This window comes from Arthrobacter sp. FX8, from assembly GCF_026723805.1.
Lineage (GTDB): Bacteria > Actinomycetota > Actinomycetes > Actinomycetales > Micrococcaceae > Arthrobacter.
This window is the reverse complement of sequence record NZ_CP113505.1, coordinates 4,216,157-4,229,723: the sequence shown is the minus strand read 5'-3', so window position 1 is coordinate 4,229,723 and position 13,567 is coordinate 4,216,157. Positions and strand designations below refer to the sequence as shown.

The following is a 13,567-nucleotide window of genomic DNA, read 5'->3' as shown; positions in this document are numbered from 1 at the left end:
TGCGGTGGTAGTAGGTAGGCCAGTCTACCTACTACCACCACAAGGGCGGAACACCCGTTTGTGAATCAGGCGGTGCGGACCGCCTTAGCGGACACGGCCTGGAGCTCCGTGGCCAGCCGTTCCACCAGGAGTTCCGGGGGCTCGGTGATATCGGCCAGGAGGTGGGCCTCGTCCTCGTCCAGTTCCTCCAAGGCTGCGAACTGGGATTCCAGCAGGGTCCGCGGCATGAACTCGTGGGCGCGGGCTTCCATCCGCGCGCCAATGGTGCCCGCGCTTCCGGTCAGGTGGATGAAGACAACATCCGGCGCTGCGCTGCGCAGCAGGTCCCGGTAGCGGCGCTTCAACGCTGAGCAGGCGACGATAGGCGGGACTGTTGTGACGCCGTCGGCCTTTCCTGCGAGCAGCTCCCCCAGCGTGCCAAGCCAGGGCTCCCTGTCAACGTCCGTGAGCGGTTTGCCGGCGCCCATTTTCTGCTTGTTGGCGGCCGGATGGAAATCGTCGCCATCGAAGAATGGCATGTCCAGGCGCAGGCCCAGCAGGGAGCCCATGGTGGATTTCCCCGAGCCGGACACGCCCATCACCACCAAGGGCGGCAACGGGGCGTTCACCGTTCCTCCCCGTTCCCGTCGAAGCTGAGGAGGACTTTGCCGGAACTGGTGGAGTCCTTGGCCACCTCGAAGGCGTGCAGGGCGTCCTCCACGGGGTATTGGTGGGTGATGACGGGGTCGATGTGCAGTGACCCGTCGGCAAGCGCCGCGATGACCTCGTCGATTTCGTCGTTGAAGCGGAAGGAGCCCTTGAGGTCCAGTTCGCGGGTGATGGCCAGCGAGATGGGTAGCGGCTGCATGCCGGTGGGCAGCAGCCCCACCATCACCACGGTCCCGCCCCGCACCGCGCCGCGGATGGCGGAGGCCAGTCCGTGGTGGTTGCCGGAGGATTCGATCACCACGTCCGCCTCCACGGCGGCGATCGCTTCCGTGTCTGCGGCGTTGATGACCTGGTCCGCGCCGACGGCCTTGGCGATCTCCAGCGGCTTGGGATGGAGGTCCACAGCGGTGATGTGCGCTGCACCGGCGCGTTTGAGGACCGCGACAGCGAGGGCACCGATGGGGCCGGACCCGATCACCAGCGCGGTCTTCCCGGCCACGTCCCCGGCGCGGGAGACCGCGTGCCAGGCCACGGACGCGGGTTCGACCAGGGCGGCCGTGCGCAGGTCGATGCCCTCGGGCAGGGCCCGCAGCATCCGGACGGGCAGGTTCACGTACCGGCTGAATGCGCCGTCGGTGTGCGGGTAGCGGGCGGCGCTGCCCAGGTAGGTGCAGCCGGGTGAGAGGTTGGGCCGGTCCGCGGGGTACCTGGCCGCGCCGGGTCCCGGGGTGGCGGGGTGGACGGCGACGGCGGTTCCGGGCTGCGGTCCCTGGCCGTTGGCGGCGGCGCGGACCACCAGGCCGGAGATTTCGTGGCCCAGGACCAGGGGTGCCTTCAGGATGGATTCCCCGGCCGCGCCGTGCAGCCAGTAATGCAGGTCCGAGCCGCAGATGCCGCCGTACAAGACCTCGACGACGGCCTGGTCATCCGCCGGCAGGGCCAGCGGGACCTCATCGATCCGGAGGTCCCCGGCGGCGTGGGCCACCACGGCCGGCCCGGAGGCGGGCAGCGTGTTGGGGCCTGGCTGGACGGGTGTGTTCGCGGGCATCAGACCACCACCGTCATTCCGCCGTCGATGAAAATGGTCTGGCCGTTCACGAAGTCCGACCCGTCCGAGGCCAGCCAGACCACGGGCCCGGCCAGGTCCTTCGGCGTGCCCCAGCGGTGGGCCGGGGTGCGGCCCAGGATCCAGGTATTGAACTGTTCGTCGTCCACCAGGTTCTGCGTCATCTCGGTGTGGATATACCCCGGCGCGATCCCGTTGACCTGCAGGCCGGAAGCGGCCCACTCGGCCGTCATGGCCCGGGTGAGGTTCCGCAGCCCGCCCTTGGCGGCAACATACGGGGCGATAGTGGGGCGGGCCAGGTCCGTCTGCACCGAGCAGATGTTGATGATCTTGCCCCGGCCGCGCGGAATCATGTGCCGGGCCGCCTCCCGCCCCACCAGGAACGCACTGGTCAGGTCCGTGGAAATGACCCGCTCCCAATCCGCCACCTCAAGGTCCAGCATCGGCACCCGGTGCTGGATCCCGGCGTTGTTCACCAGAATCTCCAACGGACCCACGTGCTCTTCGATCCACGCGATGCCGCGGGCTGCCGCCTCGCCGTCGGTGACGTCAAACGCGATGCTGGCGATGCGGCCGGCCGGGAAGTCGGCGGCGAGCGCGGCTTCGGCTTCCTTGAGCCGCTCCGGGTTGATGCCATTCAGCACAACCGTGGCACCGGCGTCGGCCAGTGCCCGGGCGAGTGACGAGCCGATGCCGCGGCTGGAGCCGGTGACCAATGCGACGCGGCCGGTGAGGTCAAACAGTGAGCTCATGCGAACGGTCCCTGCTGCACCAGGTTGACCGGGGTGTCGCCGGCGGCGAGGGCCTCAAGCTGCCGTTTCAGGAGTTTCAGGATCCGTGGTTCGAACGCTGAGGCGTTGCCGCCAACGTGGGGGGTGATGAGGGCGTTCTCCGACGACCAGAGCGGGTGGCCGGCGGGCAGCGGTTCGGGGTCGACAACGTCGATGGCGCAGTGCAGGCGGCCGGACACCACTTCAGCCGTTAGGGCGTCGGTGTCGATCACGGCGCCGCGGCCGACGTTGACCACCAGGGCGCCGTCCGGCAGGGCGGCCAGGACCTTGGCTCCCACCAGGTGGTGGGTCGCCTCGGTGAGGGGAAGGACGGAGACCAGGATGTCGTGGCCGGCGGCGAGCGCCACGAGTTCATCCGGACCGTGGACCTGGCCGTCCGCATCGGTCCGTGCGGCTCTTCCCACCCGGGTCAGTGTGACTTCGAAGGGCTCCAGGCGGCGGGCCAGCTCCTTCCCGATTCCGCCGATGCCCAGCAGCAGGACCTTCCGGTCGGCCAGCGACTGGCGGCGTTGCGGGTTCCAGCGTTCGGCCTGTTGATCGCGGGCGGCCTGGTCGATGCCGCGGAGCTTGGCGAGGATGAGGCCAACGGCCAGCTCCGCGGTGGCAGCTGCATGGACGCCCGAGGCGTTTGCCACGGCGGCGGCCGGACCCGCTGCCTCGCGGACGCCGTCGAACCCTGTTGACTGAGTTTGCACGAACTTCAGGTCCGGGACCTTGCCAAGGTTCGCCAGGACCGCACCGGCATTGAGGTACGGCAGGATGACCCCGTCGATGCTTCCGTGGGCCTCGTCAGGGGCCCCCTGCATGTCCCACACCACTCCCGTCAGTCCCTCCGGGAGCGGGGACAAATCGGCCAGGAGCTGGGGTTCGGGGAAACTGACGGTTTGCACGTGCTGCATCGTTGAAGGCCTATCGGTTGGTGGGAAGGTGCTGCGGGCGGATCGTTATGCGTCGCGGCGGTCGAAGGTCAGTCCGCCGGGGACCTGGAAGGTGGGCATGAGCTCGAGCATGCCCACATTCACGTGGCGCGGGGTTTCAATGGCGTAATCAAGGGCATTGACGATGTCGTCCGTGGTGAGCGACTCGTAGCCCTCGTAGTAGGTCTGCCAGGCTTCTTCCATGGCCTCGGGGCTGCCGCCCAGGTTGCGGCCGAAGATTTCGGTCTCCACCCGGCCGGGGCAGATTTCGGTGACGCGGATGCGCTTGCCGACCGTGTCGTTGCGCAACTGCCGGGAGATCTGGTGCACGGCGGCCTTGGTGGCGTGGTACGCGGTGTGGCCGTAGAAGTTGTAGAGCCCGGCGATCGAACTGATGTTGACCACGTGGCCCAGGTCCCGCTCCACCATGCCGGGCAGCACCAGCCGGGTGAGCTGCAGCAGGCCGCGGAGGTTGACGTCGATGAGTTCGTCGATGTCCTGCTCGGAGGAGTCCAGGATGTTGCCGGTCCGGGAGACCCCGGCGCAGTTCACCAGGACGTCCACCTTGAGGTCGCGGACGACGCCGGCCAGGCCGGCGGTGTCGGTCAGGTCCACCACATGCGGGACTGCTCCCGTGCGGTCGGCCAGTTCGGCGAGGCGTTCCTCGTTGCGGGCCACCGCGTGCACGGTCAATCCGCGCTTGGCGAGACGTTCGGCGATGGCCGCGCCCATGCCGGTGGACGCTCCGGTGACGAGGGCTGTGGTGTAGTCGGAAAAAGGCACAGGGACTCCAATAAGTGGTAAATGGCGGGGCTCTTAGGTCCGGCAATGGGCTGGGCGTAGTGGTTGGCAGGGGGTTAGGGATCGCGTAGCGGTTTGTGGGTGCGGTCCCGGGCGGTGGGACGGGCATTCATGATGTTCAGGCTCCTGACGCCGGGCTGAGTTCGTGCCAGCGCTGGCCGGCGCCGACCCCCAGGAGTCCAAAGACTGTGTTCACGGTGTTCCGGAGTCTGTCCAGCTCCAGGCAGGCTGTGCGGTGCATGGCTGTTGCTTCAGCCACGGTTGTCTTTCTGAAGGTGACGGTGTGTCCGGGCCTGGACTGTGCCAGGACATCCAGGGAGCGGCTTGTGACGACCCCCAGGACCGGATAGCCCGCCGTAACGCCGCGTCCCCGGTGCAGGACCAGCAGTTCGTCCCGGGACGGAACCTCGATGGCCCCCACCGGGACACCGCGGGAGAGGACCTCGGAGGTGAGTTGGCGTTCGGGCAGTGCGCCGCCGAGCCGGAGTCCGATGTGGTTGCTTCGGGGGCTCACGGTGTACTGCGTGGTGAAAAGCAGGTCTGCGGTGTCGCCGAATTCGGCTACGTCCGGCCCGTCGGTGACGTCGATGACCGGGTGGGTGGTGAATTCCGGCTTTGCCAGCCCCAGCCGGAACAGGGGCAGGCCGAAGTATGGCTGGGTGAGGGGCGCGGTGGTCTTTTGCGTTGCGAGCCGGGTGCCCTCAACAAGTTTCAGTCCGAAGCCCACCACCGTGTCCGGTGCGCAACTGCCCAGCAGCGTGGGGACAGTGAAGGATCCGCGGACGGCGATGTAGGCCCGGAGACCGGTGCGGATTCCGCGGACCGTCACTGTTTCGCCGGCCCGTACGGAGACGGGCTCCCACTGGGGGCAATCGCGGCCGCCCACCGAGAGGTCCAGCGGCGCGCCGGTCACGGCGATCAGCAGGTCCGTGGTGGCGCGCATCCTGAAGTCCAGGGCGGTTAGTTCCAGCAGCGGATCGTTGTCCCCGTTGCCGGCCAGGATGTTCGCGGCCTTGGCCGAAAACTGGTCCAGGGCGCCGTTGACGGGAAGTCCGAATGCAGGACCCTTCGTCCGGCCAAGGTCGGTGACGACGGAGTGTCCGGGCTGAAGGACGATAAGTGACCCGGTCATGGCCGGGCCTCCAGGAACTGCCCCTCGTACTTTCCGAAGTCCTCCGCGGGAATGCGGTAGAAGCGCAGTTCATCGCCGGGGACGTAGGGCACCAGGGGTTCGCGTGCTGCGTCCAGGACCGTAAGGGGGTCTGGCCGATGACGCACCAGCCTCCTGGTGCGACGGCGGGCGCGATCACGGCTTGGCGTCCGGCCACGGATACTGCACCGGCGGGTACGGACAGCCGCGGGTCTTTGAGCCTGGGGACGGGGACCGGGAAGTCTGGTCCGTCCATCATGGGCGAGCCTGCCGGCGCTCCGAGGCAGCGGATGACGTAGGTCTTGGCCGTGTGCCGGGCGATCACGTCCTGGACGTCCAGGCCCTGGTGCTCTGCCACGCTTTCCAGGTCCGGCCCGTAGCTGCCCCCGTACACGACCGGTACCTCGAAGCGGCGCGGCTCGCGCAGGGTGGTGCCAACAAAGTCCAGCTGGCGCATCCCCAGGAGGATGAACGCCCTGACCTGGCGGGCGGAGGTGAGGTAGGGGTCGAATTCGACCAGGACGGAGTCGTAGGTGGGAACGGCGCCATGGATGCCTTCGACGCCGGCGGTCGCCAGCCAGCCGGCCAGGGAGTGGACCGTGGCCCAGTTGGCTTCTGCGTCACCGGCCTGTGCCACCACACGCAGGGCGGCGTCGCCTGACTCGTAGATGTCCAGCATTGTCCGGCTGGTTGTCGTTGGGGCGGCCATGGTCAGGAAACCTTTTGCTTTGCGGCGAGCACTTGTGCCAACGGGGCAATGGTGACGCCTGCGGCGATCAGTTCGCTGCGAACCAGGCGGGCAAGTTCGACGGCGCCCGGATTGTCGCCGTGGAGCAGCACCGTGTCGGCATGGATGGCGATGTCGCTGCCGGAGACTGTTTCGATGAGTCCTTCGGTCACCATCCGCACAGTGCGCCGGACAATGACGGAGGGGTCGTGGATCACGGCGCCGGGCCGGCTGCGCGGCACCAGAGTCCCGTCATCCTGGTAGGCGCGGTCCGCGATGCCAACGATGGCCACCCGCAGGCCGCGCTCCGCCGCCGCAGTGGCGAGTTCACCGTCCTGCGCCAGGATGATCAGCTTCGGGTCCACCCGGGCGGCGGCATCTGCTACGGCTCGGGCGTAGTCCGCGCGGGTGGCCACCAGGTTGCCCAGGCGGCCGTGGGGAGCCAGGTGGGAGACGGTACCGCCGTGGTAGGCGGCAAACGCCGACAGGGCACCCAGCTGGTAGATCACATCGTTGCGGACTTCGTCAGCCGTGAGGTCCATGGCCCGGCGGCCGAAGCCGCGAAGATCCGGGAAGCTCGGGTGGGCGCCGATGCCGACTCCCGTCCTGACACATTCAGCCACGGTGGCGTCCATGATGTCAGGGTCCCCCGCGTGGAAGCCGCAGGCGATGTTGGCGCTGGAGACGATTTCCAGGAGGGCGTTGTCGTCGCCGATCGAGTAGGCGCCAAAACCTTCACCAAGATCCGCTACGAGATCAACTGTGGGCATTGCGGGCCTTCCTCTGCTGGTGCTGCGGGTGTAAATCAGTGTGGCATCGGGATTGGAGCCACACAAAGACGAATGCGGTATCACGCTATAGGGAACAGTTATGACCTTTAGGGGCGCTATTGGCGACCCCGAAAAATTCAAGCGGCCCTTATTTCGTAACAACAAGACTGGCTTTTCCAACAAATTTTTTCCTGCTTATGCACAAAACATATGCCGGCATCAAAACCGGCGATGGCTTGGGCCGGGATAGAATGATCTGGTCATTGGAAAAGTCATCTGCAATTAACCTATGCCCGAGACTCGGATCACACAAAGACGTATTGCCTGTCCCGCCATAGCGCCAACGTATGACCCCGCATGCTGTGCCGTCCCCGGCTGGAAAAGAGGAGCGCTATGGACACCCGGAAGCTGGCGTACTTCGTGAAGATCGTCGACTCAGGAAGCATCACCAAGGCGGCCGCCGCCCTCCACGTCGCCCAGCCGGCGCTGAGCCAGCAGGTGTCGGCCCTGGAAACGGAGCTGAAGCAGCGGCTCCTGATCCGGAGCAAGCAGGGCGTGGAGCCCACGGCGGCCGGCCATACCCTCTACCGGCACGCCCAAACCATCCTGCGCCAAGTGGAGCAGGCAAGGATCGATGTGGCAGCTTCAGGAGCGGCACCTTCCGGGCGCGTCTCCATAGCAATCGCTCCCTACAGCATGGCCTCAAGCCTTACCCCGCGGATTATCCGCGAAGTAGGGCGGCGCTACCCCGACATCGTGCTGCACCTGACGGAGATATACGGCGGCGTACTCAGCGAGGCCATCAAGAACGGGCGGCTGGACATGGCCCTCATCTATGAACCGGGGCCCATCCGGGGTGTGCAATTCACCACCCTCATCGTCGAGGACCTGTACCTGGTGGTCAACGCCGCGCGGGAGCTTCCGGTGGATCCCGGGGCCGGCACCATCGCCCTGGAAGCGGCGGCCACGCTGGGCCTGTTCCTGCCCGAACGGATCCACACCCTCCGCCAGGTGGTGGAGGCGGGCTTCGACAGCAAGGGCCTCACGCTGCACCTGGTGGGGGAAGTGGAATCGGTGCCGTCCCTGACCCGGCTGCTGCGCAGCGACCTGGGTGCGACCATCCTGCCAAAGTCGGCCGCGGATGCCCTGTTCCATGAGGAGGACTTCCGGGTCCTGCGGATCACCGGGCCTGCACTCCAGTGCAAGATCGCGCTGTGCACTCCGGACCACGAACCGCTCTCTGAGGCCGGTTCCGCCGTTCTGCTGGTGCTGAAGGAAATGCTCCAGGAAATGCTGCGCAGCAAATACCAGCCGCTTTCCAGCGGAACACCCTCCGCTGGCGCGGATGCATCATAAGCGGCCCTTATCAGGTCACGCTCCATTAGTCTTATCCATGGATTTTGCTGCGTCCTAGGATAAAAGCCATAAAGGTTCGCCAACGGCGTTTACCCGGCACAAATGATTCCCTTGGAGCCCAGCATGAAAAAGATCACCAGCCTGCAATACCGGAAATCCTCGGAACGAAGGATCCAGCTTAAGGCCAGCACCGGTTCGCATTGCCCCACCAATGGTTTCTGGCGGGCCGAGGACGGCGCTGCCTCGGATCCGGTGTTTGTCTTCGAGGGCAGCATGATGCCGCCGGGCAAGCGGGGATCCACCATGTGGTACCTGGACGACTCCCAGGTGGGGCCGCCTGCGTATCTTCTTCCCGGGATGAACTGAGGTGGCTTGAACCACCGCACCGCCGGCGGCCAACAGAAGGCCCGGAGTTCCAGAAGGAACTCCGGGCCTCTGTGGTTTAACCCCATCGGTGTGAAGCTACAGCGCAGGTTCCAATTCGGCGTCCTCCACCAGCAGCCCCTTGGCCTTCAGGACCTCGGTCAGCTTGCACAACTCGATGGTGGTGCCACCCTCCTTGTAGCGGCGGATGAGGTCGTCCTCAGCGTCCACGCGTGCCTGCGACAGCCTGATGACTTCCTCGATCTCATCCTTGCGGACCACCACCACACCGTCGGCATCACCCAGCAGGACATCGCCCGGGTAGACAATTTCGTCGCCGAACACCAGGGGATGGTTGATCGGGCCAATGGTTTCCTTGACGGTCCCCTTGATGCAGACACTGCCGGAGAACACCGGCAATCCGAGTTCAATCAGGTCCTTGGTGTCGCGGACGCCTGAATCCGTAACCATACCCGCCAGGCCTTTCGCCTTCATGGCGTTGCCCAGCACATCGCCGAATGTCCCGGCTTCCTCGTACTCACCGGCTGCCACCAGGACAACGTCGCCCTGCTTGGCGTAGTGAATGGCCACCTGAAGCATCAGGTTGTCCCGCGGTGCACAGACCACGGTGACGGCGGGGCCGCAGAAGGACATGCTGCGGTCAATCGGCTTGATCTTCGAACTCAGCGCACCTTTGCGGCCCTGGGCTTCATGCACTGTGGCAGATGAGAACTTGGAGAGCCGCTGAACGGCATCTTCGGAAGGGCGGTCGAATTTCGTTTTGACATGGATCATGAGGTGCTCCTGTTTTGTAGAAAGCGTGGGCAAAGCAGTGATTGGGTCAGGCCAGCGCCCTGACGGCCTTTTCGATGGCAGCGATGGAATCCTCGATCACCGGCAGGCCGGTGGCATAGGAAATCCGGAAGTAGGGGCTTAGTCCGTACGCCGAACCCTGGATGACGGCAACGGACGCCGCTTCCAGGAGATACAACGTGAAGTCCTCGTCGTTGCTGATCCGCCTGCCGTCGGGTGTCGTCTTGCCGATGACCCCGGCGCAGTTGACGTACGCGTAAAAGGCGCCTTCCGGCGTCGCGCACTGCAGGCCATTGACCGCGTTAAGCCCGGCGACTGCCGCATCACGCCGTTCGCGGTACACCTCCACGCTTTCGCGGACGAACGCATGGTCTCCCGTGAGCGCCGCGGCGGCAGCCGCCTGGCTGATCGAGGACGGGCAGGAGGACATTTGGGACTGCAGCTTGTTAATGGCAGCCACCAGGGGCGCCGGGCCGCCGGCGTAACCCAGCCGCCATCCGGTCATCGCGTAGGCCTTGGAGACCCCGTTGGTGACCAGCACACGGTCCTTAAGCTCAGGGGCAACGGCCACGAGACCCGTTATGGGCTCTTCGCCGAAGTGGATCTCGTCGTAGATCTCATCGGTGAGGACATAGACGTCAGGGTGGTCCTTGAGGACGGCGGCCAGGCCTGCCAGTTCTTGGCGGGAGTAGACCGCTCCGGTGGGGTTGGAGGGCGTGTTGAGGATGACCCACTTGGTGTGCTCCGTCAGTGCGCCTGCCAGTGCCTCGGGGGTTAGTTTGAAACCGGTGTCCTCACCACAGGAAACGATGACGGGGGTGCCTTCGTTGGCGAGCACCATGTCCGGGTAGGAGACCCAGTACGGCGCTGGAATGACAACTTCGTCGCCCGGATCGAGGGTGGCCATGAACGCGGTGAAGATGACCTGCTTGCCGCCTCCCCCGATGGTGATTTCGCCGGCGGTGTACTGCTGCCCTGTTTTGCGGTGCAGCGTCTGCAGGATGGCCTTTTGCAGTTCGGGCGTCCCGGTGACCGATGTGTACTTGGTTTCACCACGGTCGATGGCCGCGAAGGCAGCGTCCTTGATGTGCTGGGGCGTGTCGAAGTCCGGCTCGCCGACCGTCAGGTCCAGGATCCGGCGGCCCTCGGCCTTGAGCTCCCGGACACGGGCCGCCGCGGCAACGCTGGGTGAGGATTTGATACGGGTTACGCGTGATGCGGGCACGAATTCAGGCATGGTGTCTTCCAGGCTTCCGGTACGGATGGGGGTGGTTCATTTGAGCCTAGGGAAGGAGCCGCCCCCTTGGATAAGACCTAAAGTGCGTGGACAGATAAGCAGCCCTTATGACGGAGCACCTAGAACTTTCGCCTATTGCTCCAAGTACTTTCGGTATTGCCCTGCCGGTTTGACCGGGGCGTAACCTGCAGGGTGGATAACGGGCCCAATGAAGGCACACCGCCGGCCCCCGCGACGCCTCCACGTCCGACGGGCTGCACCGCAGGAGGTTTATGCCTGCCGGCGGGAAGCCGCGCGGGCAGGCGAACACCAACGGAGACAAGGAGCAGAGGTGCCCGGCAGAAAAATTCACGATCGGATACCTCCGCGTTCAGCCAGGACCGGCACGGGCGCGGCCGGCGTGGCAGCGTACCGGTACCGCGGCGTCCCGAAGCCGGACCCCGCCACGGCCCGAGCCCAACAAGTCCTGGCCATGCTGGCCCAGCTGAGGACGACCCTCGCACTTCGGTCCAGCAGGGTACGTGCCCTCACCGCCGAGTTGGGTGATTGCCTTGCCCAGGCCGTGTGCGATGGCGTGAAGGTTGCCGCCGTCGCGAAGGCCGCCGGACAGCCTGCAGCAAGTATCCGGTCTGCCGCGCTGGCACGCGGCGAGCTGTACCCGTCCGGCCAAACCCGGAGCGGGCATCTTCACCTCATTGCGGGATTGGCTTCGGAGCTGGCGGCAGCAGAAGGCGCCCGGAACGACGCGGAAGAACAACGAACGCAGGTTCTGGCCCTGGCCAGGAAATCCCGGCTCCTTGACGACTACCAACTGGCCGGGGCAAGCGGGCTTAAGTCCGACGAAATCCGCAAAATGACCAGGGGCGTCGGCTTGCGTGTGGCCCAGCCGCAGTAATCGTCCCACCTGATCCCCGGCCGGCGGGCCGGCGGGCCTTCCGCCCTCCCATCCCCGTCCCACGGCGAGCTTCCGTGTTGTCCAAGGTCTCCGGTCCTTCGACTCCAAGCCATAACAAATCGCTATGTAGGTACATAAAAGCCGACTTTGTGTGACCCATACCGCAAACGTTAACTTGATGTTTGAGGCCGGTCCGCAAAGCCGTAAACACGATTTGCGAGAGAGCTCACAGCAGGACCAACAGGACATTCCACTCAAGATCTCTTTCCGAGAGCCCAGGTTTAGCGGCAACCGGTGTTCACCCATCACCCACGGAGACGAAATGACAGAAACCACACTTCCCAGGAAGACCCCGGTCAAGGCCGCAATCGCGGCCTGGATCGGTACGACGTTGGAGTACTACGACTTCGCGGTGTACGGCACCTCGTCGGCGCTGGTTCTGAACGTGCTCTTCTTTTCACCCGAGCTGCCCCAGGGCCTCAGCGTACTGCTCGCCATGATCACCTTCGCGGTCGGCTACGCGGTGCGCCCCCTCGGCTCCCTCATCCTGGGGCCGCTGGGCGATCGTCGCGGCCGCAAGTTCGTCATGATGATCACACTGTTCGGCATCGGCGGCTGCACCTTCCTGATCGGGTGCCTCCCCACATACGCCCAAATCGGGCCTCTTGCTCCAGTCCTGCTCGTGCTGATCCGCGTCATCCAGGGACTGTGCCTTTCCGGCGAGCAGCCCAGTGCCATCACCATGAGCCTGGAGCATGCTTCCGAAGGCCGGCGCGGGTTCCTCGCGAGCTTCACCACCTTGGGTTCCTCCTCCGGCACGCTGCTTACCCTGCTGGTCTTCATCCCGATCGCCGCCATGCCCTCGGAGCAGTTGCTGAGCTGGGGTTGGCGGCTGCCGTTCTGGGCCTCCGCCCTCGTAGTCGTCGCTGCCTACCTGATCCGCCGCCACATCGAGGAGCCGCCGGAGTTCGTAAAGGCCCAGGCCGCCAAGGTAAACGTTGCTCCCCTCCGGCATCTTCTGCGCTTCCACTGGCGTGCGGTGCTGCGGATCGTGTTCTGCGCCCTCATCGCGGGCACGAGCTACATGATGCAGACCTTCTCGGTGGCATTCGGTACCGCCGGATACAAGCTGGATAAGCCGACCATGCTCCTGACGACTACCGTCTCGGCCGTGATCGCCCTCGGCATCACGCCCCTCGCAGGATTCCTTGTGGACAAGATCGGCCGCAAGACGATGTTCCTCATCGCAACGGGCGGCGTGGGCGTCACGATGGTCCCCTACCTGTGGTCAATCACGACCGGGAACTGGTCGCTGATCTTCCTGTTCGGCATCATCAACTACTCCCTCTTCTACTCAATGGTGAACGCGTCCTGGCCGTCATTCTTCGCGGAGATGTTCCCCGGCCGCCTGCGCGTCTCCGGACTCGCCCTTGGGACTCAGGTCGGCTTCGCCATCTCGGGCGTCATCGGCCCCGTTCTCTCGACAGCCCTCGCTGGCCCCGACCTGAAAGATTGGGTCGGACCGTCCATGGTCGCGCTCGGGTTCATGGTCCTGGCCGGAGCCTCAGCCCTGACCGCCAAGGAGACCAAAAAGTACACCCTCAAGGAGCTCGACGAGGTGCAGCAGAGCGAACGGGAAACGTCCGTCCTCACGGCCGCGGCCATGTCCCCAAGCTCAGCTGCCCGCGGCCTCGCCGGTTAGACCCAAAAGCTGGATGACGGGATATCTCCCTTGAGATGATCACGGACTCGCTGAACGTCCCACAACGTTGATTCAGTTGTGAACAAGTGAAGACCTCTTAGTGACGGCACCAACAGCCAACCACTAAGAGGTCTTCCTGTCGCCAGGGCCGCTCCGGCTGGCTGCAGCACGCCAACCAAAACTTCAACGGCCGCGGCTACCGGCCCGAAGCACGACGGGATCCGCAAGCTGACCAGGGGCATCGCTGCACCGTAACGGCCCGGGCACCTGAGTCCGGTCCGGAAGGCTCTGGCCAGATCTACCGGATAGTGCTGGGATAGTCCCGGAACAC

13 protein-coding genes and 1 pseudogene are annotated in these 13,567 nt (G+C 65.4%); 4 read left to right on the top strand and 10 right to left on the bottom strand.

Going from position 1 to position 13,567, the window contains the following annotated elements; translation table 11 throughout:
- Positions 1-65: 65 nt before the first annotated feature.
- From OUO20_RS19880 to OUO20_RS19840, 8 genes and pseudogenes are all read right to left on the bottom strand, one after another.
- Positions 66-608, bottom strand: a complete 543-nt coding sequence (locus OUO20_RS19880; RefSeq protein ID WP_018772089.1) for a gluconokinase — start codon at positions 606-608, stop codon at positions 66-68.
- Positions 605-1,696, bottom strand: a complete 1,092-nt coding sequence (locus tag OUO20_RS19875; protein WP_223993513.1) for an L-idonate 5-dehydrogenase — start codon at positions 1,694-1,696, stop codon at positions 605-607. The genes OUO20_RS19880 and OUO20_RS19875 overlap by 4 nt, the downstream gene beginning before the upstream one ends.
- The gene (locus OUO20_RS19870) at positions 1,696-2,466 is read right to left on the bottom strand and encodes an SDR family oxidoreductase (protein ID WP_268002496.1); all 771 of its coding nucleotides are present in this window, start codon (positions 2,464-2,466) and stop codon (positions 1,696-1,698) included. Before OUO20_RS19870 ends, OUO20_RS19875 begins: the two co-directional genes overlap by 1 nt.
- Positions 2,463-3,404, bottom strand: coding sequence for a 2-hydroxyacid dehydrogenase (locus OUO20_RS19865; protein ID WP_268002495.1), 942 nt, complete (start codon positions 3,402-3,404; stop codon positions 2,463-2,465). Before OUO20_RS19865 ends, OUO20_RS19870 begins: the two co-directional genes overlap by 4 nt.
- A 45-nt stretch (positions 3,405-3,449) precedes the next feature.
- Complete coding sequence (locus tag OUO20_RS19860; protein ID WP_056388221.1) at positions 3,450-4,205, bottom strand: SDR family oxidoreductase; 756 nt, start codon at positions 4,203-4,205, stop codon at positions 3,450-3,452.
- A 136-nt stretch (positions 4,206-4,341) separates the two neighbouring features.
- The gene (locus OUO20_RS19855; RefSeq protein WP_268002494.1) at positions 4,342-5,355 is read right to left on the bottom strand and encodes a biotin-dependent carboxyltransferase family protein; all 1,014 of its coding nucleotides are present in this window, start codon (positions 5,353-5,355) and stop codon (positions 4,342-4,344) included.
- A pseudogene (locus tag OUO20_RS19845) lies at positions 5,352-6,082 on the bottom strand (5-oxoprolinase subunit B family protein). The gene OUO20_RS19855 and the pseudogene OUO20_RS19845 overlap by 4 nt, the downstream one beginning before the upstream one ends.
- 2 nt (positions 6,083-6,084) lie before the next feature.
- On the bottom strand, positions 6,085-6,870 hold the full coding sequence (locus OUO20_RS19840) for a LamB/YcsF family protein (RefSeq protein WP_056388227.1): 786 nt from the start codon (positions 6,868-6,870) through the stop codon (positions 6,085-6,087).
- A gap of 393 nt (positions 6,871-7,263) precedes the next feature.
- Here OUO20_RS19840 and nac point away from each other — a divergent pair, with 393 nt between their 5' ends.
- Together nac and OUO20_RS19830 are read left to right on the top strand one after the other, a co-directional pair.
- Positions 7,264-8,226 (top strand): nitrogen assimilation transcriptional regulator NAC, encoded by a 963-nt coding sequence (nac, locus tag OUO20_RS19835; RefSeq protein ID WP_056388229.1) that lies wholly within the window; start codon positions 7,264-7,266, stop codon positions 8,224-8,226.
- A 123-nt stretch (positions 8,227-8,349) separates the two neighbouring features.
- Entirely contained in the window at positions 8,350-8,592 is a 243-nt protein-coding gene (locus OUO20_RS19830; RefSeq protein ID WP_056388231.1) for a hypothetical protein, read from the top strand.
- Positions 8,593-8,688: 96 nt separating this feature from the next.
- Here OUO20_RS19830 and OUO20_RS19825 read toward each other — a convergent pair whose 3' ends face one another.
- Positions 8,689-9,384, bottom strand: coding sequence for a 4-carboxy-4-hydroxy-2-oxoadipate aldolase/oxaloacetate decarboxylase (locus OUO20_RS19825; RefSeq protein WP_223993509.1), 696 nt, complete (start codon positions 9,382-9,384; stop codon positions 8,689-8,691).
- Between the two features lie 46 nt (positions 9,385-9,430).
- Positions 9,431-10,639, bottom strand: coding sequence for an aspartate transaminase (locus tag OUO20_RS19820; RefSeq protein ID WP_056388235.1), 1,209 nt, complete (start codon positions 10,637-10,639; stop codon positions 9,431-9,433).
- A gap of 331 nt (positions 10,640-10,970) precedes the next feature.
- Here OUO20_RS19820 and OUO20_RS19815 point away from each other — a divergent pair, with 331 nt between their 5' ends.
- The gene (locus tag OUO20_RS19815) at positions 10,971-11,534 is read left to right on the top strand and encodes a hypothetical protein (RefSeq protein WP_261377410.1); all 564 of its coding nucleotides are present in this window, start codon (positions 10,971-10,973) and stop codon (positions 11,532-11,534) included.
- Between the two features lie 322 nt (positions 11,535-11,856).
- Complete coding sequence (locus OUO20_RS19810) at positions 11,857-13,236, top strand: MFS transporter (protein WP_056388237.1); 1,380 nt, start codon at positions 11,857-11,859, stop codon at positions 13,234-13,236.
- Positions 13,237-13,567: the final 331 nt, after the last annotated feature.

Excerpts from the sequence above, each read along its gene's own strand:
- OUO20_RS19875 (WP_223993513.1), bottom strand. The coding sequence starts at position 1,696 with ATGCCCGCGAACACACCCGTCCAGCCAGGCCCCAACACGCTGCCCGCC.
- OUO20_RS19870 (WP_268002496.1), bottom strand. The coding sequence starts at position 2,466 with ATGAGCTCACTGTTTGACCTCACCGGCCGCGTCGCATTGGTCACCGGC.
- OUO20_RS19865 (WP_268002495.1), bottom strand. The coding sequence starts at position 3,404 with ATGCAGCACGTGCAAACCGTCAGTTTCCCCGAACCCCAGCTCCTGGCC.
- OUO20_RS19855 (WP_268002494.1), bottom strand. The coding sequence starts at position 5,355 with ATGACCGGGTCACTTATCGTCCTTCAGCCCGGACACTCCGTCGTCACC.
- OUO20_RS19840 (WP_056388227.1), bottom strand. The coding sequence starts at position 6,870 with ATGCCCACAGTTGATCTCGTAGCGGATCTTGGTGAAGGTTTTGGCGCC.
- nac (WP_056388229.1), top strand. The coding sequence starts at position 7,264 with ATGGACACCCGGAAGCTGGCGTACTTCGTGAAGATCGTCGACTCAGGA.
- OUO20_RS19830 (WP_056388231.1), top strand. The coding sequence starts at position 8,350 with ATGAAAAAGATCACCAGCCTGCAATACCGGAAATCCTCGGAACGAAGG.
- OUO20_RS19825 (WP_223993509.1), bottom strand. The coding sequence starts at position 9,384 with ATGATCCATGTCAAAACGAAATTCGACCGCCCTTCCGAAGATGCCGTT.
- OUO20_RS19820 (WP_056388235.1), bottom strand. The coding sequence starts at position 10,639 with ATGCCTGAATTCGTGCCCGCATCACGCGTAACCCGTATCAAATCCTCA.
- OUO20_RS19810 (WP_056388237.1), top strand. The coding sequence starts at position 11,857 with ATGACAGAAACCACACTTCCCAGGAAGACCCCGGTCAAGGCCGCAATC.